At 74.1% G+C, this 24990-nt stretch carries 23 protein-coding genes and 3 pseudogenes; 12 read left to right on the top strand and 14 right to left on the bottom strand.

Annotated elements, in window-relative coordinates:
* Nucleotides 1-9: 9 nt before the first annotated feature.
* Complete coding sequence (locus ACZ51S_RS05860; protein WP_388931705.1) at nucleotides 10-225, bottom strand: dodecin; 216 nt, start codon at nucleotides 223-225, stop codon at nucleotides 10-12.
* A 162-nt stretch (nucleotides 226-387) separates the two neighbouring features.
* Here ACZ51S_RS05860 and ACZ51S_RS05855 point away from each other — a divergent pair, with 162 nt between their 5' ends.
* From ACZ51S_RS05855 to ACZ51S_RS05845, 3 genes are all read left to right on the top strand, one after another.
* The gene (locus tag ACZ51S_RS05855; protein WP_468474701.1) at nucleotides 388-1650 is read left to right on the top strand and encodes an extracellular solute-binding protein; all 1263 of its coding nucleotides are present in this window, start codon (nucleotides 388-390) and stop codon (nucleotides 1648-1650) included.
* Between the two features lie 246 nt (nucleotides 1651-1896).
* Nucleotides 1897-2700, top strand: coding sequence for a GNAT family N-acetyltransferase (locus ACZ51S_RS05850; RefSeq protein WP_468474702.1), 804 nt, complete (start codon nucleotides 1897-1899; stop codon nucleotides 2698-2700).
* A complete protein-coding gene (locus tag ACZ51S_RS05845) occupies nucleotides 2697-3668 on the top strand; it encodes a lysophospholipid acyltransferase family protein (RefSeq protein WP_468474703.1) in 972 nt (323 codons plus the stop codon). Before ACZ51S_RS05850 ends, ACZ51S_RS05845 begins: the two co-directional genes overlap by 4 nt.
* Here the strand turns inward: ACZ51S_RS05845 and egtD are convergent.
* The 4 genes from egtD to egtA are packed head-to-tail and all read right to left on the bottom strand — an operon-like array spanning nucleotide 3560 to nucleotide 7996.
* Nucleotides 3560-4525 (bottom strand): L-histidine N(alpha)-methyltransferase, encoded by a 966-nt coding sequence (gene egtD / locus ACZ51S_RS05840; RefSeq protein ID WP_468474704.1) that lies wholly within the window; start codon nucleotides 4523-4525, stop codon nucleotides 3560-3562. The genes ACZ51S_RS05845 and egtD overlap by 109 nt on opposite strands.
* Nucleotides 4522-5280, bottom strand: coding sequence for an ergothioneine biosynthesis protein EgtC (gene egtC / locus ACZ51S_RS05835; protein ID WP_468959857.1), 759 nt, complete (start codon nucleotides 5278-5280; stop codon nucleotides 4522-4524). The genes egtD and egtC overlap by 4 nt, the downstream gene beginning before the upstream one ends.
* Nucleotides 5280-6602: an ergothioneine biosynthesis protein EgtB gene (gene egtB / locus ACZ51S_RS05830; RefSeq protein ID WP_468802638.1), complete on the bottom strand. Its 1323-nt coding sequence runs from the start codon at nucleotides 6600-6602 to the stop codon at nucleotides 5280-5282. Before egtB ends, egtC begins: the two co-directional genes overlap by 1 nt.
* On the bottom strand, nucleotides 6599-7996 hold the full coding sequence (gene egtA / locus ACZ51S_RS05825; protein ID WP_468474707.1) for an ergothioneine biosynthesis glutamate--cysteine ligase EgtA: 1398 nt from the start codon (nucleotides 7994-7996) through the stop codon (nucleotides 6599-6601). Before egtA ends, egtB begins: the two co-directional genes overlap by 4 nt.
* Before the next feature lie 107 nt (nucleotides 7997-8103).
* On the opposite strand from egtA, the gene ACZ51S_RS05820 reads away from it, so the two are divergent.
* Nucleotides 8104-8919, top strand: coding sequence for a TIGR02452 family protein (locus tag ACZ51S_RS05820; RefSeq protein ID WP_468959853.1), 816 nt, complete (start codon nucleotides 8104-8106; stop codon nucleotides 8917-8919).
* A gap of 239 nt (nucleotides 8920-9158) precedes the next feature.
* On the opposite strand, the gene ACZ51S_RS05815 is transcribed toward ACZ51S_RS05820, so the two are convergent.
* Nucleotides 9159-9623: a type II toxin-antitoxin system PemK/MazF family toxin gene (locus ACZ51S_RS05815; protein ID WP_468474709.1), complete on the bottom strand. Its 465-nt coding sequence runs from the start codon at nucleotides 9621-9623 to the stop codon at nucleotides 9159-9161.
* A 290-nt stretch (nucleotides 9624-9913) separates the two neighbouring features.
* On the opposite strand from ACZ51S_RS05815, the gene ACZ51S_RS05810 reads away from it, so the two are divergent.
* From ACZ51S_RS05810 to ACZ51S_RS05790, 5 genes are all read left to right on the top strand, one after another.
* Entirely contained in the window at nucleotides 9914-10576 is a 663-nt protein-coding gene (locus ACZ51S_RS05810; RefSeq protein ID WP_468802635.1) for a GOLPH3/VPS74 family protein, read from the top strand.
* A 448-nt stretch (nucleotides 10577-11024) separates the two neighbouring features.
* Nucleotides 11025-12224: a thiolase family protein gene (locus ACZ51S_RS05805; RefSeq protein ID WP_468802634.1), complete on the top strand. Its 1200-nt coding sequence runs from the start codon at nucleotides 11025-11027 to the stop codon at nucleotides 12222-12224.
* 156 nt (nucleotides 12225-12380) lie between these two features.
* Complete coding sequence (locus tag ACZ51S_RS05800) at nucleotides 12381-13820, top strand: aldehyde dehydrogenase family protein (RefSeq protein ID WP_468474712.1); 1440 nt, start codon at nucleotides 12381-12383, stop codon at nucleotides 13818-13820.
* 125 nt (nucleotides 13821-13945) lie between these two features.
* Nucleotides 13946-14326 carry a thioredoxin family protein gene (locus ACZ51S_RS05795; RefSeq protein WP_468474713.1) on the top strand — a complete coding sequence of 127 codons (381 nt, stop codon included), beginning with the start codon at nucleotides 13946-13948 and terminating at the stop codon, nucleotides 14324-14326.
* Nucleotides 14327-14399: 73 nt separating this feature from the next.
* Entirely contained in the window at nucleotides 14400-15836 is a 1437-nt protein-coding gene (locus ACZ51S_RS05790) for a dihydrolipoyl dehydrogenase family protein (RefSeq protein ID WP_468474714.1), read from the top strand.
* 43 nt (nucleotides 15837-15879) lie between these two features.
* On the opposite strand, the pseudogene ACZ51S_RS05785 reads toward ACZ51S_RS05790, so the two are convergent.
* Nucleotides 15880-16630 (bottom strand): annotated as a pseudogene (locus ACZ51S_RS05785) (SDR family NAD(P)-dependent oxidoreductase).
* 177 nt (nucleotides 16631-16807) lie between these two features.
* A pseudogene (locus ACZ51S_RS05780) lies at nucleotides 16808-17449 on the bottom strand (phosphoribosyltransferase); the annotation flags it as partial.
* Nucleotides 17450-17661: 212 nt separating this feature from the next.
* Here ACZ51S_RS05780 and ACZ51S_RS05775 point away from each other — a divergent pair.
* The gene (locus ACZ51S_RS05775; protein WP_468474715.1) at nucleotides 17662-18426 is read left to right on the top strand and encodes a metallophosphoesterase; all 765 of its coding nucleotides are present in this window, start codon (nucleotides 17662-17664) and stop codon (nucleotides 18424-18426) included.
* On the opposite strand, the gene ACZ51S_RS05770 is transcribed toward ACZ51S_RS05775, so the two are convergent.
* The 6 genes from ACZ51S_RS05770 to ACZ51S_RS05745 all read right to left on the bottom strand — a co-directional run bounded on the left by ACZ51S_RS05770 (nucleotide 18399) and on the right by ACZ51S_RS05745 (nucleotide 22714).
* Nucleotides 18399-18731: a DUF2087 domain-containing protein gene (locus ACZ51S_RS05770; RefSeq protein ID WP_468802631.1), complete on the bottom strand. Its 333-nt coding sequence runs from the start codon at nucleotides 18729-18731 to the stop codon at nucleotides 18399-18401. The two genes, ACZ51S_RS05775 and ACZ51S_RS05770, sit on opposite strands and share 28 nt — an antisense overlap.
* A gap of 104 nt (nucleotides 18732-18835) precedes the next feature.
* Nucleotides 18836-19492, bottom strand: coding sequence for a hypothetical protein (locus ACZ51S_RS05765; protein WP_467884567.1), 657 nt, complete (start codon nucleotides 19490-19492; stop codon nucleotides 18836-18838).
* Nucleotides 19489-19926: a DUF6114 domain-containing protein gene (locus ACZ51S_RS05760; protein ID WP_468474718.1), complete on the bottom strand. Its 438-nt coding sequence runs from the start codon at nucleotides 19924-19926 to the stop codon at nucleotides 19489-19491. The genes ACZ51S_RS05765 and ACZ51S_RS05760 overlap by 4 nt, the downstream gene beginning before the upstream one ends.
* Nucleotides 19917-20474: a DUF6230 family protein gene (locus tag ACZ51S_RS05755; protein ID WP_468474889.1), complete on the bottom strand. Its 558-nt coding sequence runs from the start codon at nucleotides 20472-20474 to the stop codon at nucleotides 19917-19919. Before ACZ51S_RS05755 ends, ACZ51S_RS05760 begins: the two co-directional genes overlap by 10 nt.
* A 223-nt stretch (nucleotides 20475-20697) precedes the next feature.
* A complete protein-coding gene (locus ACZ51S_RS05750) occupies nucleotides 20698-21480 on the bottom strand; it encodes a MerR family transcriptional regulator (protein WP_468959851.1) in 783 nt (260 codons plus the stop codon).
* Nucleotides 21481-21520: 40 nt separating this feature from the next.
* A complete protein-coding gene (locus ACZ51S_RS05745) occupies nucleotides 21521-22714 on the bottom strand; it encodes a methyltransferase (protein ID WP_388932262.1) in 1194 nt (397 codons plus the stop codon).
* Between the two features lie 125 nt (nucleotides 22715-22839).
* On the opposite strand from ACZ51S_RS05745, the gene ACZ51S_RS05740 reads away from it, so the two are divergent.
* Together ACZ51S_RS05740 and ACZ51S_RS05735 are read left to right on the top strand one after the other, a co-directional pair.
* On the top strand, nucleotides 22840-23805 hold the full coding sequence (locus ACZ51S_RS05740) for a pirin family protein (RefSeq protein WP_468474720.1): 966 nt from the start codon (nucleotides 22840-22842) through the stop codon (nucleotides 23803-23805).
* 612 nt (nucleotides 23806-24417) lie between these two features.
* A pseudogene (locus ACZ51S_RS05735) lies at nucleotides 24418-24594 on the top strand (two-component sensor histidine kinase); the annotation flags it as partial.
* Nucleotides 24595-24990: the final 396 nt, after the last annotated feature.

The raw sequence follows: 24990 nt of genomic DNA, 5'->3' as shown, positions 1-24990 counted from the left end.
TCCTCGGCCTCAGTTCTCGCCGTCGAGGCGGAAGCCCACCTTCAGTCCGACCTGGTAGTGCGCGATCTCACCGTTCTCGATGTGCCCGCGCATCTGTGTGACCTCGAACCAGTCCAGATTGTGCAGGGTCTGCCCCGCACGGGCGATCCCGTTCCGGATGGCCTGATCGATGCCCTCGTGGGAGGTGCCGACGATCTCGGTCACCCGGTAGGTGTGGTTGGACATGGGGTCTCCCGCCAGTCGTCGCTGTTGCCTTGTTCCAAGGTGCCCCAGTAAGGCCCGGTCCGCGAACTTTGCGCGAACAATCCCGGGTGAAAGAGGGTTGACCCGGCCATTGGTCTATGCCAATTTCAAGCCATCTGAGATCCGTCCCCAGAAGGTGACCCCGTGAAGATGCGCTTCCTCGCCGTGTGCACGGCCCTCGTGGCCGCCGCCGCCCTCACCGGATGCGGCCGATCGGCGGGATCCGACGGAGGCGCCGACAAGGTGACGCTGTGGCTGATGAGGGGCAGCGCCTCCGAGGACTTCATCGCCGGGTTCACCGCCGACTTCGAGAAGCGGCACCCCGGCACCGACCTCGACGTGCGGATCCAGGAGTGGAAGGGGATCGGCGACAAGGTCAACGCCGTCCTCAGCGGGAAGGCCGAGGACGGCGCCGACGTCATCGAGGTCGGCAACACCCAGGTCGCCCAGTACGTCGAGACCGGCGGCGTCTCCGAGGTGACCCTCGAAGGCCTGCGCGCATGGGGCAGCAAGGACTGGCTCAAGGGCCTCTCCGACCCGGGAAGCGTCAACGGGGCCCAGTACGGAGTGCCCTGGTACGCCGCCAACCGGGTGGTGATCTACCACAAGGACCTGTTCGCGGGCGCCGGCATCAAGACCCCGCCCAGGAACCGCCAGGAGTGGATCGCCGCCACCCAGAGGCTCGACAAGGGCGAGCAGCAGGGCATCTACCTGCCCGGCCAGAACTGGTACGTCCTCGCCGGGTTCGTCTGGGACGAGGGCGGCGAACTCGCCGTCGAGACCGGCGGCCAGTGGGTCGGCGGCCTCGACGACGACAAGGCCCTCGCCGCGATGGACTTCTACAAGCAGCTCCAGGCCCTCGGTGACGGCCCCAAGTCCGCCGACGAGGAGACGCCCCCGCAGTACGAGGTCTTCGCCCGCGGCCAGGTCGCCCAGATCATCGCCACGCCCGGGCAGGCGGCCCAGATCGAGGCCGCCAACCCCGCGCTCAAGGGCAAGCTCGGCTTCTTCCCCATCCCCGGCAAGACCTCAGAGAAGGCGGGGGCCGTCCTCACCGGCGGCTCCGACCTGATCATCCCGGAGAAGACCCGCAACCGGGCCCGCGCCGTGGACGTGATCACCGCCCTGGTCAGCGAGAAGTGGCAGACCGAACTCGCCCGCACCATGAGCTACGTCCCCAACAAGACCACCCTCGCGCGCGTGGTGGAGGGCAACGACGGCGCGGCCGCCATGGCGCCCGGCGCCGCCCAGGGCCGGGCCACGCCGAAGTCCGCACGCTGGGCCGAGGTCGAGGCCAAGAACCCGATCAAGCCGTACATGACGGCCGTGCTCACCGGCCAGGACCCCCGGCAGGCGGCGAAGACGGCCTCGGACACCCTCGGCCGGATCCTCAGCTCCGACCGCTGAGCCGTCCGGGGCAGCGGGCTGGGGCAGCCGCCCGGAGCAGCCCCGGGCCAGCCGGCCCGGGATCCCGCCGGAGCCCCGGCCGGGGCCACGCCGGGCGCCCGCCCGCCGCGTCACCCGCCGAGTTCAGCCTCCGCACATCCGGGTGCCGCTGCGCGGTCACGCCGAATCCAGCCGGTCACGGAAGAAGTAGAGGAGCCGGGCCCGCCACCTGCGGCCCGGCTCCCCGTGCCCGGATCAGGAGCAGCCATGACCATCGCACCCCTGTCCCCGTCCCCCCTCGCACACCGAGTCCCGGCCGCGGCCGCCCCCACGGCCCCCGCCGCCCCCGGCTACACCGTCCGCCTCGCCCGGAACGAGGACGAGGTCCGGGCCGCCCAGCGGCTGCGCCACCAGGTCTTCGCCGGAGAGCTCGGCGCCCGCCTCGAAGGCCCGGAGCCCGGCCTGGACACCGACGCCTTCGACGCGTACTGCGACCACCTGCTGGTCCTCGACGAGGGGACCGGGCAGGTCGTCGGAACCTACCGGCTGCTGCCCCCGGAGCGCGCCGCCGTCGCCGGACGCCTCTACTCCGAGGGCGAGTTCGACCTCTCGGCCCTCGCCCCGATCCGCCCCGACCTGGTCGAGGTCGGCCGCTCCTGCGTGCACCCCGACCACCGCAACGGCGCCGTCATCGCCCTGATCTGGGCCGGCCTGGCCCGCTACATGGAGCGCAGCGGCCACAACTGGCTCGCCGGCTGCTGCTCGATCCCGCTCGCCGACGGCGGGGCGCTGGCCGCCGCCACCCGAGAGGCCGTCCTCGCCCGCAACCTCGCCCCGCAGGAGTACCGCGTCACCCCGCACCTGCCGTGGAGCCCCGAGGGCATCACCGTCCCCGGGCGCATGGAACTGCCGCCCCTGCTGCGCGGATACCTCCGCCTCGGCGCCTGGGTCTGCGGGGAGCCCGCCCTGGACGCCGGGTTCGGCTGCGCCGACCTCTACGTGCTGCTCTCCCTGCGCCGGACCAACCCGCGCTACCTGAACCACTTCCTCTCCCTCGCCCCGGGCGCATGAGCGGCTGGCTGCCCACCTCGCCCTGCACCCCCGAGGCCTGCGCCGGACACCCGGGGAAGAGCGCGAGCGCGGCCCGCGCGGCGTTCCGGCTCGCCACCGCCCTCACCCTGGTCCTGCTCGCCGTCGCCGCCGCCCCGCCGGTCCGGCTGCTTCCCGCCCGGCCCCGGCACGCCCTGGTCCGGGCCTGGGCCGCCGCGCTCGTGCGGTCGATGGGCGTACGGATCACCGTGCGCGGCACCGCGGGCCCGGACGGGGCACCGGAGGGCCGCCTGATCGTCGCCAACCACATCTCCTGGCTGGACGTCCCGCTCGTCGCCGCCGTCCTGCCCGGCCGGATGCTGGCCAAGAGCGAGATCGGCGGCTGGCCGGTGCTCGGCCGGCTCGCCGCCCGGGCGGGCACCCTGTTCATAGAACGCGACCGGATCCGGGCGCTGCCCCGCACCGTCGAGGCCCTCGCCGGCGCGCTGCGGGCCGGGGACCGGGTCACCGTCTTCCCCGAGGGCTCAACCTGGTGCGGCCGCACCCAGGGGCCGTTCCGGCGGGCCGCGTTCCAGTCGGCGCTGGACGCGCGGGTAGCCGTACAGCCGGTGCGGATCGCGTACCGGCTGGCGGACGGGGAGCCCGCCGGGGCGCCCGCCTTCGTCGGGGAGGACCCGCTGACGGCCTCCCTCTGGCGGATCGCCCGGGCGCGCGGGATACGGGCCGAGGTACGGCTGCTGCCGCGGATCCCGCCGGGCCGCCACAGCGCCCGGCGGGACCTGGCGGAGGCGGCGCGGCGGGCCGTCCTCGGCGACGCCGCGCGGGAGCTGCCGCCGCCGGCGGGCGTACCCGCACGGAGACGGCCCGGCGCGGCGCCGGATCAGCCCCCGGCCACCGACAGGGACAGCGCGAAGCGGCCCGCCGCGTCCGTCCACCAGTGCGTCAGCTCCAGCCCGGCCTCCGCCAGTTCCGCGCGCACGCCGTCCTGACGGAACTTCGCGGAGATCTCCGTCAGGATGTCCTCGCCCGCCTCGAACGGCACCAGCAGGTCCAGCGCCCGCACCTTGACCGTGACCGCCCGCCGGGCCCGCAGCCGCATCTCGATCCACTCGTGCTGCCGGTTCCACACCGCCACGTGGTCGAAGTCGGCGGTGTGGAAGTCCGCGCCCAGCTCCCGGTCGATCACCGCCAGCACGTTCTTGTTGAACTCCGCCGTCACCCCCCGCGCGTCGTCGTACGCGGCCACCAGCACGGCCTCGTCCTTCACCAGATCGGTGCCGAGCAGCAGCGCGTCCCCGGGCGAGAGCATCGCCCGTACGGACTCCAGGAACACCGCCCGCTCCGGCGGCAGCAGATTGCCGATCGTGCCGCCCAGGAACACCACCAGCCGGGGACCCGGCGAGTCAGGCAGGCGCAGCGGCTTCGTGAAGTCGGCCAGCAGCGCGTGCACCTGCAGCCCCGGATGCTGCGCCGGCAGCAGCTCGCCGGCACCGGTCAGCGCGCTCTCGCTCACGTCCACCGGCACGTACGTCCGCAGCGCGGGCATCACCTCGATCAGGTGCCGGGTCTTCTCCGAGGAGCCCGAGCCCAGCTCCACCAGGGTGCGCGCACCGCTGACCGCCGCGATCTCCACCGCCCGCTCCAGCAGGATCTCCCGCTCGGCGCGGGTGGGGTAGTACTCGGGCAACCGGGTGATCTCCTCGAAGAGTTCACTGCCCCGGGCGTCGTAGAACCACTTCGGCGGCAGCTCCTTCGGGAAGCGGGTCAGTCCGTTCAGCACGTCGGCGCGCAGCGCCTTGTCGGCGGCGTGCTCGTCGAGGGTGCGGGTGATCTGGAAATCGCTCACGGGGAGGTCTCCTTGAGGGGGGTCAGGGCGACCCGCGTGCGGGTGGCGGTCAGCAGGGTCCGGTCGGGCACCTCGTTCCAGCGGGCGTCGTCGTCATGGGGTTCGGACGCCACGACCACGCGCCCCGCCGCCGGGTCGGCCAGGTACCACAGGGAGTCGCCCCAGGCGGTCGCCGCGATGGTCGCGCCGTCGGTCAGCAGCAGGTTCAGCCGCGAGCCGGGAGCCGCCGAGGACAGCTCGCGAACCGGCTCCGCCAGGGCCGTGCCCATGTCGTCGCCCTGCCGCAGCCGGTGCAGCACCAGCGCCCAGACCAGCGCCGAATCGGTACGCGCCGCCAGCTGGAGCAGGCCCCGCGGCGGCAGGCCGGCGGCGAGCGGGGCCGCCGCGTCGGGCCAGTCCCGCACCGCCCCGTTGTGGCTGAACAGCCACGGCCCCGACGCGAAGGGGGCCGCGGCGGCCTCCCCGTCCGCGCCCGGCAGCGTGGCGTCGCGTACGGCGGCGAGGAACGCCCCGCTGCGCACGACGCGGGTGAGGTCGGCGAAGGTCAGGTCGCTCCATACGGGCCCGGAACGCCGGTAGCGGGCCGGGACCGGATCGCCCTCGGCGTACCAGCCGACGCCGAAGCCGTCCGCGTTGACCGTGCCGGACCGCTGGCGGCGCGGCTGCCAGGACTGGCGGACCAGGGAGTGCTCCGGCTCGCTCAGCAGCCGCTCCAGGGCCACCGGCGGCCCCAGGTAGGCGAGATGACGGCACATCAGACGTCCCTCGCGGTGCGGAAGCCGGAGAAGATCTGCCGGCGCACGGGCAGGTCCCAGTTGCGGAAGGTGCCCCGGCAGGCCACCGGGTCCACGGCGAAGGAGCCGCCGCGCAGCACCTTGTGCGCCGTACCGAAGAACACCTCCGAGTACTCCCGGTAGGGGAAGGCGCGGAAGCCCGGGTAGGGCAGGAAGTCCGAGGCCGTCCACTCCCACACGTCGCCGATCAGCTGGCGCACCCCGAGCGGGGATGCGCCGGCCGGGTAGCCGCCCGCCGGGGCCGGCCGCAGGTGGCGCTGGCCCAGGTTGGCGTGCGCGGGCGTCGGGTCGGCGTCGCCCCAGGGGTAGCGGCGGGAGCGGCCGGTGGCCGGGTCGTGGCGGGCGGCCTTCTCCCACTCCGCCTCGCTGGGCAGCCTGCGGCCGGCCCAGCGGGCGTACGCGTCCGCCTCGTACCAGCTCACATGCAGAACCGGTTCCTCATCGGGCACCGGCTCGGTCACGCCGAAGCGGCGGCGCAGCCACTGGCCGCCCTCGCGGTGCCAGAACAGGGGCGCCCCGATGTCGTGCGCACGGATCTGCTCCCACCCCTCGGCGGCCCACCAGCGGCGCTCCCGGTAGCCGCCGTCCGCGATGAAGGCCTGGTAGGCGGCGTTGGTCACGGGCACCGTGTCGATCCAGAAGGACGCCACTTCCCGCACGTGCGCGGGCCGTTCGTTGTCCAGAGCCCACGGCTCGGCGGAGGTGCCCATGGTGAACGGGCCGCCGGGGACGAGCACTTCCGCCGCCGGCGGCGGGGGGCCCTGCGGCGGCTCCGGGTCAGGCGCGGTCAGCACCGGGGCACCGGCCCGCAGCTGGTGCGTGATCAGCATCGTCTCGTCGTGCTGCTGTTCGTGCTGGGCGATCATCCCGAAGACGAACCCCTCGTCGAGCAGGGCCGTACCCTCCAGCGGAGTGCGCTCCAGCAGGGCGAAGACGCGGCCGCGCACCTCGGCCGCGTACCGGCGGGCCGCCTCCGGGCCGAGCAGGGGCAGCTTCGGCCGCTCGGAGCGGGGGTGCTCGAAGGCGTCGTACAGGGAGTCGATCTCCGGGTGCATGGACTCGCGGCCGGCGACGTGACGCAGCAGCCACAGCTCCTCCTGGTTCCCGATGTGCGCCAGGTCCCAGACCAGGGGCGACATCAGGGGGGAGTGCTGCGCCGTCAGGTCCCGGTCGCTCACCACGTCGGTCAGCGCGGCGGTACGGGCCCGGGCGGCGGTCAGGGCGGCCACGGCGCGCTCGCGCAGCGGCTCCGGGTGGATCTGGGGGCGGGTCTCGGTGGTCACGGGCGCGGTCCCTTCGCGGCGGGCGGCCGTCGCCGGTGTTCCCCGGCGCGGGCGGTGACATCGGCCTGGCCGGCTCCGGCTCCGGCTCCGGCTCTGGTTCCGGCGTCGGCTGCGGTTCCGGCTCCGGCTCCGGCTTCGGCGTCGTCGGCGGGGCAGCGGCCGCGCCGTACGTAGCGCTCCGCGAATTCCCCCACCGCGTCCAGGACCTCCGTGTCCGCCCCGAGCCGGGGCAGCGCCTCGCCCGCCGCCCGGAAACAGAGCGCCGCGGCCGCGCGCAGCTCCGGATCGGCCGGCCCCGACCGGGCGGCGGTCCGCCACAGGGGGTTGCGCGGCGCGCACCGGGGCCCGTACGTGTCGGCCAGAGCCTTCACGGCCCGGTAGGCGGTCTCCGAGGCCTCCGGGTCGTCGAAGAGCGCGTGCACGAGCGCCACGGGGACCAGCCAGCCGTTCTCGCCCGGCTGCGCGTCGATCATCCGCAGCTCCAGGTGACCGCGCGGCCGGACCGGCGGGAAGAGCGTGCTGAGGTGGTACTCCAGGTCCTCGGCGGTGGGCCGCCGCTCGCCGCCCGTACGGAGCCAGTCGCGGAAGCGCAGCCCGCTCGGCACCGCCCAGGGGCCGTCGCCCGGCGACCGTACGCACATCACCTCGGTGTCCAGCGCGTGCCGGACCCAGCCGGCGCGGGGCTCGGCGTCCAGGGGCGGGGCGAGCGCCCGCCGCGGGTCGATGTCGCTCCAGATCCCCTGCCGGGCGCACCGCCAGCCCCGGTACGGGCCTTCGCGGCCGGGGGAGTTGGCGAAGACGGCCACCAGTACGGCGCCCAGCAGGTGGGCGAGCTGCCAGCGGCGGCCGTACCCGAGCGGACCCGGCTCCTCGTGGCCGGCGTCCACGCAGACCTGCACCGAGGCGGAGGAGCGCATCATGGCGCGCCCGGCGGGGCCGGTGCGGTCGAAGTAGGTCTCCATCGCGTCGTAGCGCGGGCTGGTCAGCAGGCGGTCGAGCGGCCCCCGGGGGTCCTGGCCGAGGCCGCGGAGGGCGAGGCCCTGGCCGCGCAGGGCGCCGCGCACGGCGGTGAGGTCGGCCCGCAGGCCGTCCAGGCAGGCGGCGAGGGAGTCGGCGGGGGCCGAGCTGAGCTCCAGCTGGCCGCCCGGTTCGACGGTGAGCCGGGAGTTCAGGGGCAGCGCGCGGGCGGCCGCGTGGGCGGCGGTCAGCCTCTCGGGGGTCAGCGGCAGCCACGGCCGCTCGATGTCCACGACGAGCCATTCCAGCTCGGCGCCGAGGAGGCGGGGCGGGCCGGTCTTGAAGCAGATGCCGTGGACGAGGTCCTCGGCGGCCGCCTCGGTCAGGGGGTTCTGCTCGGCGTTCTGGGCGAATGGAGCGGGGGAGTCCTCGGGCATGGCCGGAACCTCGTCTCCTGTCGTCGGCCGTGATGTCACCCGTGCCTACCCGTCATCGGAGCGCTAATTCCTTTGCCGCCACGCGCCCTGCGCCACAGGATGGGGGCGTGAGCGGCAGATTGCGTGAGATCGCGCGGGAGAACGCGTTGATCGTGGCGTCCGGGGAGTACCGGACGCGGTCGGGGCGGCGGGTCTCCCTCGCCGCCGACCTGGCGGAAGCCAAGGCCGGAACCAGAATATATGGGCCGAAACAGGTCATTCCAGACGGGGAGTCCGTTGGAGGTGGCCACCGGACGGTCTTCGAGGTCACGGGGGAGAGCAGCACGGTCGCGGCGCGCCGCCTCGCGGCGGAGGGCCGCGTGGCCGTCCTGAACTTCGCCTCGGCCCGCAATCCCGGGGGCGGATACGTCAGGGGGGCCAAGGCCCAGGAGGAGGCCCTGTGCCGCGCCTCGGCCCTGTACGAGACCCTGCTGGAGGCCCCGGAGTACTACGAGGTCCACCGCGCGGGAAAGAGCACCTTCTACACCGACCGGGTGATTCACTCCCCCGGGGTGCCGGTCTTCCGCGACGACCGGGGCGAACTGCTGGACACCCCGTTCCGCGCCGGATTCCTCACCTCCCCGGCCCCGAACGCGGGCACCATCCGCCGCCAGGAGCCGGAGCGCGCCCACGAGATCCCGGCTGCCCTCGCCCGGCGGGCCGGGCTGGTCCTGGAGGTGGCCGCGCTGCACGGCTACGGGCGGCTGGTGCTGGGCGCGTGGGGGTGCGGGGTGTTCCAGAACGATCCGGAGCAGGTGGCGGAGGCCTTCCGGGCGGCGCTGACCGGCCGCTTCGCGGGGGTCTTCGAACGGGTGGTGTTCGGCATCCTGGACCGAGGCCCCCGCACCCGTGAGGCCTTCGCCGCGGTTTTCGCCGGCTGCTGAGCCGGCGCCGGGCCGACGGGAGGAGCGCCGCTCCAGCCCGGCGCCGACGGGGTTGGTCCGTCCGGGCGACGGGAAGCCGTACGCACCGCCGCGCGGGCCGACGCCTCTCCCGCCCCGGACCGGATCCCCGGCCCACCACGGCGCACACCCACCGTACGGGCCCGACCAGGCCCGGGCCCCGCAACCGTGGAGCCCCGGGCCCGGCACCGGGGCACGCGCGTCCGGCCCCCGGACGCGCGCTACTGCCAGCCGTACCGGTCGCGCAGGCGGTCCACCACCAGGCGGAAACGTGGCAGGTCCAGCGCGCAGGCCTCGCGCCGCATCCCCGACTCGTGCACCCGCAGCACCCGGTCCAGGTTCACCCAGGACTCCCGGCCCGTGCCGTCCCAGGGTCCGGATCCGATCGGCACCCACTCCCGGTCGAAGTCGTGCCGCTTGCTGGAGAGCTGGACCGCGAGCAGCGTCGCCCCGCCCGCCTCCCGCGCGACCACGAGCACGGGACGGTCCTTGCCCCGCCCGTCGTTCTCCTCGAAGGGCACCCAGGTCCACACGATCTCGCCCGGATCGGGGTCCCCGTCCGGATCGGGGGCGTACTCCGTCCGGACCGGGCCGATGGCGCGCGGATCGGCCTCGGCGGTGGCGGTGAGGCCGTTCCGGCCGGGCTGCTCGACGTGGCTGCTGCCGTGCTGCGAAGGTGCCGTCATGCGGGCGAGGTTAGTGGCTCCCGCACACCACGGGCCCCGCGCGGCGCGCGCCGTCCTCCTCCTCCCGGCCGCCCTCCCCGCCGACGCGGACATCACCGCACCCGGGGGCGGGGAAGCCGCCCACCCCCTGAGAGGGGTCAACTCGCAGCGAGCTTGGGGCGGTATCCGTGGGCGGGGGCAAGCTGTCGTCAACTCCCCCAAAGACGTCGGGAGCGCCCGGGGAACTTCTCCCGTCCCCGGGGCGTCTCACCCCATGAGAAGAAGATCACTGAGCGTGCGGGAGTAGCGGAATGGCGATCACACTGGCGGAAGAGGTCGTTCTGCTGTCCCTGGACGACGAGTCCGGCTCAGCGCAGCAGCGGCAGTCGGCCGGCTGGGCCGTGGCGGGCGGTCTGCTGCTCGAACTGGTCCTGGAGGGAAAGGTCTCGGTCACCGGCAAGCGTCTCGAGCTGACGGACGACACCCCGACCGGGGAGCCGCTGCTGGACAGCCGTACGGAACTGATCGGGACCTGGCTGCGGCAGCGCGCCAAGCACGGTGTGTCGGAGTGGCTGACGAAGGACCAGCCCAAGGCCGTCGCGGCGGCCGTGGCGCGCCTCTGCGAGCGCGGGGTGGTCGCCGAGGAGAAGCGCAAGGTGCTCGGCGTGTTTCCGGTACGCCGCTACCCGGAGGCCGACGGCACGGTCGAGCGCGAGCTACGCGACCGGCTCCGCGCCGTCGTGCTGGACGGTGCCGATCCGGACACCCGCACGGCCGGCCTCATCGCCCTGATCCACTCCACGAAGCTGCACGGCCTGGCCTTCCCCGACGGCCCGCGCAAGCCGGTGGCCGCGCGGATGGCGGAGATAGCCGAGGGCCAGTGGGCGGCCGAGAGCGTTCGCGCCGCCATCCGCGACACCCAGGCGGCCATGGTCGCGATCACGCTGGTGACGGCGACCACGATCCTCCTCTGAGCCCGCCGCGCCCGGCCACCCGACCGCGACGCGGCATCCGGTCGGGCGATGCCGACGCCGGGCGGGCGCCGGGCGATCGTGAGCCCCCCGGCCGGGGGCTCCACCGTCGCCCCGAACGCGGGAGCCGGCAGTTCCCGCCCCTCGTCGCCGGCCCGTGCCGCGGACGCCTCGGCCGTGCCCAGGACGCAGGCCCCGCCCCCGGCGCCAGCGAGGCCACCCGCGGCCGGGCCGGACGTCGGCGTCGGCACACCTGACCCGGCCCCGCCCCACGGGGCACCCGCACCCCGCCCGGCCGGGGCAAGGGCCACCCCGTCCACCGTTGACACGCACCGACGCCGCGGCGGAGACTGCGGGCGCGCCCCACCGGGCGTGCCCGGGGGCCTGTCCCGGTGCCCCACTCCGGCACCGGCCCGCCGCCGGCCGTACGGAGCCGCCCAGGAGAGCCGCCATGAGCATCCGCACCGTCCGCGACGTCTACGTCGTCGACGCCGTCCGCACCCCGATCGGCAAGTTCGGCGGAGCCCTGGCCGGGGTCCGCCCGGACGACCTCGCGGCGCACGTCGTGCGCGCGCTGGTGGACCGTACGCCCGACCTCGACCCCGCCCGCATCGACGACGTCGTCTTCGGTGACGCCAACGGCGCCGGCGAGGACAACCGTGACGTCGCCCGCATGGCGGTGCTGCTGGCCGACCTGCCGGTGACGGTCCCCGGCGTGACCGTCAACCGCCTCTGCGGGTCCGGCCTCGAAGCCGTGATCCAGGCGGCCCGCGCCATCGCGCTCGGCGACGCCTCCATCGCCATCGCCGGCGGGGTCGAGTCGATGTCCCGCGCCCCCTGGGTGGTGGAGAAGCCCGAGCGCACGTTCCCCGCCGGACACCAGCAGATGTGGTCCACCACCCTCGGCTGGCGGATGACCAATCCCCGGATGCCCGCCGAATGGACCGCCTCCCTCGGTGAGGGCGCCGAGCTCGTCGCCGAGAAGCACGGCATCACCCGCGAGGCCCAGGACGCCTTCGCGCTGGAGAGCCACCGCAAGGCCGCGGCCGCCTGGGCCGGCGGGCTGTACGGCGACGAGGTCGTCCCCTACCCCGGCGCGGACCTCCCGCGCGACGAGTGCATCCGCGAGGGCTCCACCCCCGAGGCCCTCGCCCGCCTCAAGCCGGCCTTCCGGACGGACGGTTCGGGCACCGTCACCGCGGCCAACGCCTCCCCCCTGAACGACGGCGCCGCGGCCCTGCTGCTCACCGACGAGGAGGGCCTTGCGGCCACGGGCCGCGAGCCGCTCGCCCGGATCAGCGCCTCCGCCGTCACCGGCATCGAGCCGCAGCTCTTCGGCCTCGGCCCGGTCGACGCCGTGGAGCGGGCCCTCGCCAAGGCGGGCCGTTCCCTCCCGGACCTGACCGCGTTCGAGCTCAACGAGGCGTTCGCCGCCCAGGCGCTGGGCTGTCTCGCCGCCTGGCCGGAGCTGGACCCGGCGGTGGTCAACCCGCGCGGCGGCGCCATCGCCATCGGCCACCCCCTCGGCGCCTCGGGCGCCCGGCTGGCGGGTTCGGTGGCGCATCAGCTGGCGGCGGCCGGTTCGGGTACCGGGATGGCGGCGCTGTGCATCGGCGTGGGTCAGGGCATCGCCCTCGTCCTGGAACGCTGAGCCCCCGGGCCGGGGGACCGCGTCGATCATTTCCGGTCACGTCATGCCCTCAACTGCCCAATAACTGAACAGAGATGATGCCTCCGGTCTGGCACGATGGCGCCTGCCGCCGTCCCACCGCCCCGCCCGCCCATCCCCACCCGGAGGCCCCGCGCCATGCCGCTGCTCGACCCGACCCTCTGGCAGGACGGACCCACACTCACCGGCGGTACCGGCCCGGTCGTCGAACCGGCGACCGGCCGTACCCTCGCCACCGTCGACCTCGCCGCCCCCGCCGACGTCGCCGAGGCGGCCCTGCGGGCCCGGGCCGCGCAGCGGGACTGGGAGCGGGCGACCCACCTGGAGCGGGCGGCCGTACTGCGCCGTGCCGGGGACCTGTTCGCGGCCCACACGGACGAGCTGCGCGAGTGGCTGGTCCGGGAGTCGGGATCCATACCGGGCAAGGCCGACTTCGAACTGCACGTCGCCGCCCAGGAGTGCTACGAGGCCGCCGCGCTGGCCTCACGCCCGGCCGGGCAGGTGCTGCAGAGCGAGGCGCCGCGCCTCTCCTTCACCCGCCGCGTTCCCGCCGGGGTGGTCGGCGTCATCGCCCCGTTCAACGCCCCGCTGATCCTCTCCATCCGCTCCGTCGCACCCGCCCTCGCGCTCGGCAACGCGGTCCTCCTCAAGCCGGACCGCCGCACCGCCGTCAGCGGCGGCCTCGCCCTGGCCGCCGTCTTCGCGGAGGCCGGACTGCCGGCCGGGCTGCTCCACGTACTGCCCGGCGGGGCCGATACGGGCGCCGCGGTGGTCGCCGACCCGCTCGTGCGCGTGATCTCCTTCACCGGGTCCACCGCCGCCGGCCGAGCCGTCGGCGAACTGGCGGGCCGCCACCTCAAGCGCGTCCACCTGGAGTTGGGCGGCAACTCCGCCCTCGTCGTACTGGCCGACGCCGACGTCGGGGCCGCCGTCGCACAGGCCTCCTGGGGTTCCTTCTTCCACCAGGGCCAGATCTGCATGACCGCGGGCCGCCACCTCGTCCACACCTCGCTGTACGACGAGTACGCGGAGCGGCTCGCGGCCCGAGCCGAGGCCCTCGCCGTCGGCGACCCCTTCCGCGAGCCCGTCCACCTGGGCCCGCTGATCGACCGGAGCCAGCTGGAGCGGGTCCACGGCCTGGTCGAGGCCAGCGTCCAGCAGGGCGCCAAGCTGCTCGCGGGCGGCACGCACCGGGACCTCTTCTACCGGCCGACCGTGCTGGCGGGCGTGGCCGACGACACCCCCGCCTACGCGGAGGAGGTCTTCGGCCCCGTGGCGCCCGTACGCTCCTTCTCGACGGAGGAGGAGGCCGTGGAGCTGGCCTCGGCGGGCCCGTACGGGCTCTCCCTGGGCATCGTCACGGCCGACGCGGCGCACGGCCTGGAACTGGCGCGGCGCATACCGACCGGGATCGTGCACGTCAACGACCAGACCGTGAACGACGAGGCGGTGGCCCCCTTCGGCGGGGTCGGCGCCTCGGGTACGGGGGCCCGGTTCGGCGGGGAGGCCAACCTGGACGCCTTCACCGAACTGCGCTGGACCACGGCCCGCCCCACCCCGCCCGGTCACCCCTTCTGACGGAATCCGCCAGGGGGATCCAGGAGGTTCCCCGGCCCCGGCCCTGCCCGTCCCGCCCGTCAGGAATGCGGAAGGGCGGCCGTTCGTTCCTTCAGGACATCCCGCAAACAGGAGGTCTGGACACCGTGGCTACTGTCGAGCTCACCAAGGAGAACTTCGACGAGACGGTCAGCGAGAACCCGTTCGTGCTGATCGACTTCTGGGCGGGCTGGTGCCGCCCCTGCCTCCAGTTCGCCCCGGTCTACGAGAAGGCCGCGGAGGCCAACCCGGACCTCCTCTTCGCCAAGGTGGACACCGAGGCCCAGCAGGAGCTGGCCGCCGCCTTCCAGATCACCTCGATCCCGACGTTGATGATCGTCCGGGACCAGGTGGCGGTCTTCGCGCAGCCCGGAGCCCTGCCGGAGGCCGCCCTCAGCGATCTCATCGGCCAGGCCCGCGCCCTCGACATGGACGAGGTCCGGGCGCAGATCGCCGCCTCCCAGCCGAAGGACGGGCCCGCGGCGTAGCCCGCAGCCCCCGGCACGCCGCAGGCCCGGGATTGCCGCACGCCGCCCCTGGAGTGCGGTGACACTGGACCGCATGACCGAAGCCGTGGAGTACGACGTCGTGGTGCTCGGCGGGGGACCGGCCGGCGAGAACATCGTCGACCGGACCCGCGCCGCCGGGCTGAGCACGGCCCTGGTGGAGAGCGAGCTCGTCGGCGGCGAGTGCTCGTACTGGGCCTGCATCCCCAGCAAGGCCCTCCTGCGCCCCGCGCTCGCCCGCGCCGACGCCCGCCGGGTGCCGGGGCTCGCCGGCTCCGTCCGGGGGCCGCTCGACGCCGAAGCGGTCTTCGCGCACCGCGACTACTGGACGGGCCACTGGAACGACGAGGGCCAGCTCGACTGGCTCGACTCCATCGGAGCCCACCTCTACCGGGGCCACGGCCGCCTCTACGGCATCCGCAAGGTCGCCGTCACCAGCCCCGAGGGCGTGCACCACGTGCTCGCGGCCCGGCACGCCGTGGTCGTCGCGACCGGCAGCCGGGCCGTGCTCCCGGACGTGCCCGGCCTCGCCGGAGCCGGGGCGTGGACCAGCCGCGAGGCGACCTCCGCCCGGGAGGTGCCCGGCCGGCTGCTGATCGTCGGCGGCTCCGTCGTGGCCGCCGAGATGGCCACGGCCTGGCAGGCCCTCGGCTCCCGGGTCACCGTCCTCGTACGGGGCTCCGGGTTGCTGCCCCGGATGGAGCCCTTCGCGGGCGAGCTGGTCGCCGGGGCGCTGGCCGAGGCCGGCGCGGTGGTCCGTACCGGGGTGTCGGTGGAAGCGGTCGTACGGGACGGTCCGACCGGCCCGGTCACGGTCGTCCTGGAGGGCGGCGAGCTGCTGGAGGGCGACGAACTGCTGATGGCGACGGGCCGCGCGCCCCGGACCGAGGACATCGGGCTGGACACCGTCGGGCTGACGCCCGGCGACTGGATCGGGGTCGACGAGAGCTGCCGGGTCACCGGCCACGACTGGCTGTACGCCGTCGGCGACGTGAACCACCGCGCGCTCCTCACCCACCAGGGCAAGTACCAGGCCCGCATCGCGGGCGCCGCCATCGCCGCCCGGGCGGCCGGGCCGGGCGCCCCCGCCCCCGACACCGGCCGCTGGGGCGCGCACGCGGCCACCGCCGACACGGCGGCCCTGCCGCAGGCCGTCTTCACCGACCCGGAGGCGGCGGCGGTCGGCCTCACCCTCGCCGAGGCGGAACGGGCCGGCCACCGGGTCCGCGCCGTGGACCACGACCTGGGGAAGGTCTCCGGCGCCGGGCTGTACGCCGACGGCTACCGGGGCCGGGCCCGGATCGTCGTCGACCTCGACCGGCAGGTGCTGCTGGGCGCCACCTTCGTCGGCCCCGGCGCCGCCGAGCTGCTGCACGCGGCGACGATCGCCGTCGCGGGGGAGGTCCCGCTCGACCGGCTGTGGCACGCGGTCCCCGCCTTCCCCACCATCAGCGAGGTGTGGCTCCGACTCCTGGAGGCCTACCGGGGGTGACCCCCGCGCACCCGGCGCGCGTACGGAGCCCCCTGGGCCGCGCTCAGCGCAGGTACGAGGCCCCGTTGACGTCGAGCACCGCGCCCGAGCTCCACACCGCCGCCGGCGAGGCCAGGTACAGCACGGCGGCCGCGACCTCCTCCGATTCCGCCACCCGGCCGAAGGGGCTCTGGGCGCGGATCCGCTCGCCCCTCCGCGCCGCCCAGCCGGCCGGAGACCCGCTCGGTGGCGACGAATCCCGGTGCCACGGAGGCGACCGCGATGCCGTGCGGGGCGAGGGAGACGGCCAGGGACTGGCCGAAGGCGTGCAGGGCGGCCTTGGTGGCCCCGTACGCGGGGTGGTCGGGTTCACCGCGGAACGCGCCGCGCGAGCCGACGTTCACGATGTGCCCGGTCCGGCCGTCGTCGATCATCCGGCGGGCCACGCAGTAGCTGAGGTTGGCGGCGCCGAACAGGTTCACCCCGGCCGTGCGCTGCCAGGCCTCCTGCCAGTCCGCGTACGAGGTGGAGGGCAGCGGGTGCCGGAACATCGGGGCGGCGTTGTTGACCAGGACGTCCACCCCGCCGAGCGCCTCCGCGGCCTCGGCGGCCAGGGCCTCCACGCGGGCCGGGTCGGCGAGGTCCCCGCTGACGAGGGCGTGGCCCGTCCCGTCGAGCAGGGCCAGGGTCTCCTCGGCGTCGGAGTGCCGGGCGGAGCAGTGCACGGCGACCCGGTCCCCCTGCCGGGCGAAGGCCGCGGCGACGGCCCGCCCGATGCCCCGCGACGCGCCGGTGACCAGTACGCCCCGGCTCATGCGGCCACCCCCCGGAGGTGAGGATCAGGGGGGGGGACGGGGACAGAGGTACGGGGACTCCTTCGCGGACGCCCTCCGGAGCGGCTGGTCTCGACCCCGCCATCCCATCACGGCAGCGCGCCGCGATCATCCGGATTCCGGCGGCGCCGCGGGCCCCTCCGCGACTCCCGGGACGGATCCGTGCCGGGCCGCCGCCTCGGCGAGCACGGCGACCACTTCCTCGTCCGGGGTCTGCGAGAAGTCCCGGTACCACTCGCCGACCGCGCGGAACGCGGGCGGCGACGACAGGCACACCACCTCGTCCGCCGCCCCGCGCAGCCGGGCGACCGCGTCCGGAGGGGCCACCGGGACGGCCAGCACGACCCGCGCCGCCCCCGACGCGCGGGCGATCTCGCAGGCGGCCGCGGCCGTGGCGCCCGTCGCGATCCCGTCGTCGACCACGATCACCGTCCGGCCGCCGAGCGGCACGCGCTCCCGGCCCTCGCGGAACCGGTGGGCCCGCCGCTCCAGCTCGGCCTCCTCGGCACGCTCGACCTCGGCCAGTTCCCGTTCCGAAGCACGGCTGCGGCCGGCGATGTCCTCGTTGATGATCCGTACCCCGCCCTCGCCGATGGCGCCGAAGCCCAGCTCCGGGTGGTGGGGGACGCCGAGTTTGCGGACCACGATCACGTCGAGGGCGGCGTCCAGGGCCCGCGCCACCTCGAAGGCCACGGGCACCCCGCCGCGCGGCAGGCCGAGTACGACGGGATCCTCGCCCCGCAGGTGACGCAGTGCGTCCGCGAGACGCCGTCCCGCGTCCGTACGGTCGGTGAAGATCACAGTGCTCACCCCGTCCGTTCCGGGCCTCCCTTCGAACGAACCCCATCCCCCGGTCTCCCGCAACCGGGGGCGGCACGGGTACTCCCCGGCCACGGGACCCGCCGCCGCCGAAGATCGCGTCGGATAGGTTGAACACACCCCGGACGGTGCCACGGTGACCGGCCGTCACCGGCTGCCGCCGGACCGCACCAGCGACGAAGGAGCCACCGCCCGTGATCGTGATAGCGCAGCTCAGTGATGTCCACCTCGACGGCGGTCCCCGGGCCGCCGCGCGCACCCGCGCCGTGATGGAGTACCTGGACGGCCTCCCGTACGACCTGGCGGCGGTGCTGGTCAGCGGGGACATCACCGATCACGGGAGCCCGGCCGAGTACGAGGAGGCCCGCAAGCTGCTCACTTCGCGGCACCCGCTGGTCATCTGCCCCGGCAACCACGACGAGCGGCTCGCCTTCCGGCGGGTGCTGCTGGACGAGGAGGAGCCCTCCGCGGCCCCGGTCGACCAGGTGCTGCGCGGGGAGGGATTCGTCCTGGCGGTGTGCGACTCCTCGGTCCCGGGGGAGGACCACGGCCGGCTGGAGGACTCCACCCTCGACTGGCTCGACGGCATCCTGACGCGGACCCCGCACGAGGTGCCCGTCCTCGTCGCCTTCCACCACCCGCCGGTCCCGCTGCACACCCCGTACGTGGACGAGATCCGGCAGTTCGGCGAGGAGCGCCTGGAGGCGCTGGCCGTACGCCACCCCCACCTGCGCGCCTTCCTGTGCGGGCACGCGCACACGGCGGCGGCGACCACCTTCGCGGGCCGGCCGCTGCTCGTGGCGCCCGGGGTGGTGTCCACCCTGCGGCTCCCGTGGGAGACGCGGACGGCCCCCGACCACCACGTGCACCTGGACGAGCCGCCGGCCGTCGCCTTCCACGTGCTGAACGGCGACGGGCGGCTGACGACCCACTACCGGGTGGTCGTCGCCCGGCGGTAGCTGCTGCCGTCCCGGGTCCGGGTGAGCCGGCCCGAGGTGATCAGGTAGCGGCGCAGGGCGGAGCAGTCCTCGTGCACGGTCCGCAGGGCGTCGTTGACCTCGGGCTCCGAGTAGTCCCGGCCGGCCGCGAAGAGGGTCTCGGTCAGGTGCTCCAGCAGTTGTTCGCGCCGGGCCGCCTTGCGCGGGATGGCGATGAGCCGCCCGCCGGAGAAGAGGTCGGCGACCCCTCGCCGGCTCTGGTGGCCGGCGGATTCCCTTTGGCCGGGGCTGTGTTGAGTGCTGTGCTGAGCGGTGTTCTGTGACATGCCCCGAGCTTTGCCCGCCACTGCCGGGACGCGCAACGCGTTTTCCCCGCTCCCCGGGACGACCGACCCGGGGAACGGGGACGCGGAGCCGGAGGTGCCGGGCCTCAGGGGGTGACGGTGATCTGCTGGGCCGGGTCGGTGGTGTCGGTGACCTTGTAGACCGCGTTGAAGGTGGACGTGGTCGCGCTGGTCGGGCAGCCGAAGCCGCCGGTGACGGTGACGGGTACCACCGCGTTGGTGAACGTCAGGCTCGACGGGGCTCCGTTCGCCCAGCTGCCGGGGACGTTCGCCGGGCCGCCCGGCGCGGTGGTGACGGTGCAGTTGGCCAGGCCGGTGGTCTGCACGACGAGCCCGCCGGCCGGGACCGTCATGGTCGCGGTGATCGGGGAGCCGTTCTGCATGGACACCGACCAGGACCCGCTGGTCGTCACGGTCGGGGTCACGCCCGGCATGCTGGACGTACAGGAGCTGTAGGTCGGCGGCGAGATGGGCGAGGAGACCGGACCGGCCGGGTTCTGGTTGCCGGGGGCGGCCGGCACCGAACCGGCGGCGACGGAGACCGTGCAGGTCACCGTGACCGAACCGGCCTTGAGGGTGGCCTTCCCGCTGAGGGTCGCCTTGAAGGCGTGCCCGGCCGGGGTGACGGTCGTCGACCCGGCCACCGGTAACGGCGCGGCGGTGGCGGTGGCGGTGGCGGAGGCCGCCGTCAGTGCGGCGGCGGCGGCCATTCCGAGGGCGAGCGCGGTGCGCGTTCGGCTCATGGCTGTGCTCCTTGGGGATCGGGGTGCGGAGTGGGGGACTTCCCGGCGGGGGAGGGCCGGGCGGGGGTGGCGGAGCCCCTGGCGCGCGGGGCGGCGTACGGCTGCCAGGCGAACATCAGCCCGCCGCCGAGGATGCCGAGCAGGGTGCCGATCAGGAACCCGCCGAGGTTCGACATGACCAGCGCGGCGGTGGCGACGAGCGTGGTGAGGATCCCGGCGAGGGTGCGCTGTGCGGGGGAGAACCAGGCGGTGAGACCGAGGACGATCATGACGAGACCCATCAGGACGGACGGGATGCCCGCCACCCCCTGCTGGAGCATGATCTTCAGTGGGGCCAGCGGCAGCACGCTGATCCACACCCCGGCCAGCACGGCGAAGAGGCCGCCCCAGAAGGGCCTGCCGCGCCGCCACCGCCGCCAGCGGCTCAGAAGCATTCCTTCTTGCCCTTGCTGATGTTCATGCTCAGCCCGGAGAGCTTGAAGGTGCCGGCGTTGGTCGCCCACGCCGTCTGCTGGAGATTGCTGATGCTGACCTTGTCGGCCTGCTGGGCGAACAGGTCCTGCATGCCCTGCGCCTCGGCCGGGCCCTTGTCGAGGGTGGAGGCGTCGCGCCCGATCTCGATGTTCGTGAACTCCGCGTCGCCGGCGAGCTGGGTGGCGTCCACGAACAGGTTGGAGGCTTCGACGGGGGACTTCTGACCGGCGGTCAGATTCAGCGAGATGTCCCCGACGACCGGGAGGGTGGTGACCACCGACTGGCAGAGGTGGTGCAGCTTGGCCTCCCTGATGGCGGTGACCGCCACCGGGATCAGCTCCTGGCGGGCGTTGACGTCGACGCTGCCGTACTGGGCGAAGCCCTCGCCCTCCAGGCTCCTCGCCGACACCTTGAACTGCTGGCCCGACACCGCGAAGGAGGCGGCGAGGGCGCCCTCGGCGAGGGCGATGCCGAGGCCGGCGGTGACCGCGACGGCGGGTGCGGTCAGGAGCACGAACCGACGCCAGCGCACCCGGCCGCCGTCTCTGACGAGCTCGTCGCCGGGCGGTCCCGCCTGGGAGGGGGAGCCTGATCCGGCCTCGGATAAGTTCGGTGAGTCTGCCATGAGATGGTCCTTATCTCGGCTGTGCACCTTTGTTACCGACGAGTTGAATGTAAGAGTGCCAATGGTGGTTGGCAAGGTTGTGCGAGCGCACCCTTTAGGCCGACTCCTACTGCTCCGTACGCAGGAGTTCGGTGACCTCAGCCTCCACCCGGCGCCCCATCGCCCGGGCGAACTCCGTGGCCACCACCTCACCGGCCACCGGCCGCAGTGCCGCCACCGCCTCCCGGACATGATCCAGCTGGCTGGCCGAAAGTGGCCCCAGGCCCTCCGCGCCGATCACATGCCGCCGGAACAGCGCCACGAACCGGTCCGCCAGCGCCGCCGCCTGGACCTGTACGAAATCCCCCGCGTCCAGGATCTCCCCGAGCGGCACCCCCTGGCGCACCAGCGCCACCGTCGCCTCCAGCAGGTGCCGGTTCGGGTACGTGACCCGCTCGCCCTCCAGGCGTACGTAGCCCAGCTCGGCCGCCCGCCGGGTGTGCTCGGCCGTCGCCCCCGGGCCGAACAGCTCGCGCAGCTCGGCCCGGGTCATGGTCACCGGCTCCTCCTGCACCCAGCCCCGGGTCATCTCCCGCTCCAGCCCGAGGAGTTGGGAGAGCCCGCCGCCCTGCTCCCAGGCGGCCAGCAGCTCACCGATGCCGTTGACCGTGTACCCGCGCCCCAGCAGGTCGCTGATCAGCCGCAGCCGGGTCAGGTGGTCGTCGGAGTACCAGGCGATCCGCCCCTCGCGGCGCGGCGGCGGGAGCAGCCCGCGCTCCTGGTAGTAGCGCAGATTGCGCACCTTGACCCCGGCCGCGCGGGCCACGTCCTCCCGGCGGTAGCGCCGCTGCCCGCCGGCGCCCTCCGCCCTGCCGTCCGCCCTGCCGTCCGTCTGCGCCTCGGTGCTCACGCGGCCGAGTGTAGGACCTACCGACGGGTGTACCGGCAGGTCACATGGGGCGGGGCCGCGCCTCGCGCTTGACCGCCCGCAGCACCACGAACTTCGGCTCGCTCGCCACGACTTCACTGTTGCCGAAGAGGCGGCGCAGGTGCGTGTGGTAGCCCATGTGCCGGTTGGCGACCACCCACAGCTCCCCGCCCGGGCGCAGCGCCTTGCGCGACTGCGCGAACATGCGCAGCGCCGTGGCGTCCGTCGTCGCCTGGTGGGAGTGGAAGGGCGGATTGCTCAGGATCAGGTCCACCGAGGAGGGGGCCAGCATGGCCACCCCGTCACCGACGAGGAACTCCGCCGTCCGCCGGCCCGGGCGCACGTTGGCCTCGTACGTGGCGCGGGCCGAGGCGAGCGCCTGGTACGACTCGTCGGTGAAGACCACCTCCGCGTCCGGGTCGGCGACCTGCACGGCCGTGCCGACCACACCGTTGCCGCAGCCCAGGTCCACGACCCGGGCCCCGTCGGTGTTGGTCGGGATGTTCTGGAGGAAGAAGCGGGTGCCGACGTCCAGGCGGTCCGCGCAGAAGATCCCGGCGTGGTTGACCACCGTCAGCCCGGCCCCGGAGCCCCCGTCCTTGTCGACCTCGTACGTCACCGGCCACGGCGAGGCGCCGGCGGCGGCCAGCAGCGCCGGGTCGGGGGTGCAGAAGATCAGCCGGGCCTTCTTCTCCGCGAGCGAGGTCCGCGTCGGCCCCAGGATCTTCTCGAAGAGGTTCAGCGTGGAGGTGTGGATCTCCTTGACCATGCCGGTGCCCACGACCACCGTGCCCTCGTGCACGTGCGGGGCCAGCCGGTGCAGCTGGTCCTCCAGCAGCGCCAGGCTCTTGGGGACCCGTACGAGGAGCACGTCGATCCGCGCGGGCGGCGCGTCCTGCGTGGTCAGCAGGGTCACTGTGGACTTGGAGGTGCCGATCCCGGCCCGGTCCAGGTTCGCCTCGGTCGCGGCGCGGGCCAGCGCGGAGTCGGTGATCTGCGCGGGGCGGTACGCGGCCAGGGCCGTCGTCAGCGCCCCCCAGCGGTCGCCGACGACCGTGATCTGCCCGGCGCCGGCCAGGTCCACCGGTCCGCGCTCGCCGGTACCGGCGTCGAGATGCTGGAGCAGGTACTCGTCCGCGGCGTCCCAGGCGCGGAGCCGGTCGCGGGGGTCGGCGGGGAAGCGGGTGAGTTCGTAGGAGCCGAAAGGCGTGGTCAGGCGGTTCATATGGCACCCAGGCTAGCCGAGACGGCCCCGCCCCGCGTCCGGCCGCACCCCGTGCCCTGACATATCCCGCGAAGGTGCGGCGCCGGACCGCACCCGCGAGGACTAAGTTGTGCGGCATGAGCAATCTCGATCGCCAGCCCGCTCTCTCCGCCTGCGGCGGCCGCGGCTTCGTCGTGGCCGAGCCGGTGCGCGAGCTCCTCAGCCCGCGCACGGTCAGGCTCGGGGAATCCTCCGAGGTCCGCAGACTCCTGCCGAACCTGGGCCGCCGCATGGTGGGCGCCTGGTGCTTCGTCGACCACTACGGCCCGGACGACATCGCCGACGAACCCGGCATGCAGGTCCCGCCCCACCCCCACAGCGGGCTGCAGACCGTGAGCTGGCTGCACGAGGGCGAGGTGCTGCACCGCGACAGCACGGGCAGCCTCGCCACGATCCGCCCGCGCGAGCTGGGCCTGATGACCTCCGGCCGCGGCATCAGCCACTCCGAGGAGAGCCCGCGCCCCCACGCCCGCTTCCTGCACGGCGCCCAGCTCTGGGTCGCCCTGCCCGACGCCCACCGCGACGTCGCCCCGCGCTTCGAGCACCACGCGGAACTCCCGCGGGTCACGGCCCCCGGCCTGGACGCGACGGTCATCCTGGGCACCCTGGACACGGCGGCCTCCCCGGGCACCGCGTACACCCCCATCGTCGGCGCGGACCTCGCCCTGACGGCCGGCGCCGAAACCCGCCTTCCCCTGAACCCGGACTTCGAGTACGCGGTCCTCTCCATGTCCGGCGAGGCCCACGTCGACGGCGTCCCGGTCCTGCCGGGCTCGATGCTCTACCTGGGCTGCGGGCGCACGGACCTCCCGCTGCGCGCGGCCTCGGACGCGGGCCTGATGCTGCTGGGCGGTGAGCCGTTCGAGGAGGAGATCGTGATGTTCTGGAACTGGGTCTCCAGGAGCCATGAAGAGGTCGTTCAGGCCCGTGAGGACTGGATGAACGGAACCCGATTCGGCGAGGTCAAAGGCTACGAGGGTGCCCCGATCCCGGCCCCGGAGATTCCGCCGACTCACCTGAAACCACGGGGTCGTGTGCGATGACCGCGTGAGAGTCGTGGAGCGGCGTGGGGTACCTCGTCGCGGTCGGCGAGGTCCCGGCGTGCCGGGAGGACGCGAGCCCCCCAAGGAGTGATCGAGTTCCTGGCCGAGCACGGGGTCAGGCTGTTCGACTCGCGGGAGCGGTTGAAGGCTGGGCTGAGCCGGCACGCCGAGCACCGGGCGGCGGGACCTCCCACGGCCACAGGCCCAAGCGCCACCATCGCCGCGCGGTGAACACGGTGTGTCTCAGGGCAGGATCATCGAGAATTCCGCTGTCCAGGCGCCCGACGATGCGGACGAGCTCGCGTGCATGTCCTCGGGGTCCTCGTCGGCGTCCCCGTGCGTGTAACGCAGGCGCCGCATCGGCCCCGGCCCGGGTTCTGTCGTCAATTGTCACGTCCACATCAGGAGTGATGCCAGGGTGACGGCCGCTTCGTAGGACTGGGCGGTCTTGTCGTAGCGGGGAGCGGCCCGAGAGCTGCCCCCGCCGCATGGCGGGGGCAGCTCTGCCGGGTGGCGGAGTGGCACCGGACAGCCGTCGGATACCGGCGGACTGTACGCAGCGTGAGGCTGAGGTCGGCGCCGCATCACCAGGCGGTTCGGTCCTCCGTGCGCGGCGTCACCGTCACCAACACCGCCCCCACCCGCCCGACCGTCGCCCTCCCCAGCGCCCGCCACGGTCTCATCGGCCTGAAAGAACGCGCCGAACTCCTCGACGGCACCCTCACCGCCGAACCCACCCCGGGAGGCGGATACAAGATCGAACTACGAGCCCCCGCCCGGTCCGACTGAACATCAGCCGGGGCGCGAGGTCTCGCAACGCGCCTCAAGCACGGACACCTCGGCCGAGGCGCCGACGATGATGCGAGAGCCTGTGAGATGGGCTCGCCCCGCAGTGAGTACCGCCGCAGAGGTAACCACCTGAGGACCTCGTGGTCGCGGTGTACGACCTTGGCCAGACCGCCGCTGCCAAGGACGAGCGCGCCGTTCGCCCGACCGCCCCGGATCTGGACGGGCGCCGCCGGTGAGTGCGCGAAGAGCTCGCGCGTAGTGCCCATGGCGCCCGTAATGCACATTGATCTTGAGTCCCATTTGCGTCGCTGGTGCCGCTGACCTGCGCTTTTTCTTAACTCGGTTTCTGTAGACCTGTTTCTTGTGACCCATCATGTCGAGTGCGTCGCGATCCTT

Source organism: Streptomyces sp. NPDC034043, assembly GCF_055575675.1.
The sequence above is the reverse complement of the archived record's forward strand: the minus strand, read 5'-3'. Positions and strand labels throughout refer to the sequence as shown.

Coding starts and splice junctions, on each gene's coding strand:
- ACZ51S_RS05805 (WP_468802634.1), top strand. CDS start 11,025: ATGAGCATCCGCACCGTCCGCGACGTCTACGTCGTCGACGCCGTCCGC.
- egtA (WP_468474707.1), bottom strand. CDS start 7,996: ATGCCCGAGGACTCCCCCGCTCCATTCGCCCAGAACGCCGAGCAGAAC.
- ACZ51S_RS05790 (WP_468474714.1), top strand. CDS start 14,400: ATGACCGAAGCCGTGGAGTACGACGTCGTGGTGCTCGGCGGGGGACCG.
- ACZ51S_RS05810 (WP_468802635.1), top strand. CDS start 9,914: ATGGCGATCACACTGGCGGAAGAGGTCGTTCTGCTGTCCCTGGACGAC.
- ACZ51S_RS05765 (WP_467884567.1), bottom strand. CDS start 19,492: ATGAGCCGAACGCGCACCGCGCTCGCCCTCGGAATGGCCGCCGCCGCC.
- ACZ51S_RS05850 (WP_468474702.1), top strand. CDS start 1,897: ATGACCATCGCACCCCTGTCCCCGTCCCCCCTCGCACACCGAGTCCCG.
- ACZ51S_RS05845 (WP_468474703.1), top strand. CDS start 2,697: ATGAGCGGCTGGCTGCCCACCTCGCCCTGCACCCCCGAGGCCTGCGCC.
- egtC (WP_468959857.1), bottom strand. CDS start 5,280: ATGTGCCGTCATCTCGCCTACCTGGGGCCGCCGGTGGCCCTGGAGCGG.
- ACZ51S_RS05860 (WP_388931705.1), bottom strand. CDS start 225: ATGTCCAACCACACCTACCGGGTGACCGAGATCGTCGGCACCTCCCAC.
- ACZ51S_RS05770 (WP_468802631.1), bottom strand. CDS start 18,731: ATGTCACAGAACACCGCTCAGCACAGCACTCAACACAGCCCCGGCCAA.
- ACZ51S_RS05815 (WP_468474709.1), bottom strand. CDS start 9,623: ATGACGGCACCTTCGCAGCACGGCAGCAGCCACGTCGAGCAGCCCGGC.
- ACZ51S_RS05740 (WP_468474720.1), top strand. CDS start 22,840: ATGAGCAATCTCGATCGCCAGCCCGCTCTCTCCGCCTGCGGCGGCCGC.
- ACZ51S_RS05760 (WP_468474718.1), bottom strand. CDS start 19,926: ATGCTTCTGAGCCGCTGGCGGCGGTGGCGGCGCGGCAGGCCCTTCTGG.
- ACZ51S_RS05800 (WP_468474712.1), top strand. CDS start 12,381: ATGCCGCTGCTCGACCCGACCCTCTGGCAGGACGGACCCACACTCACC.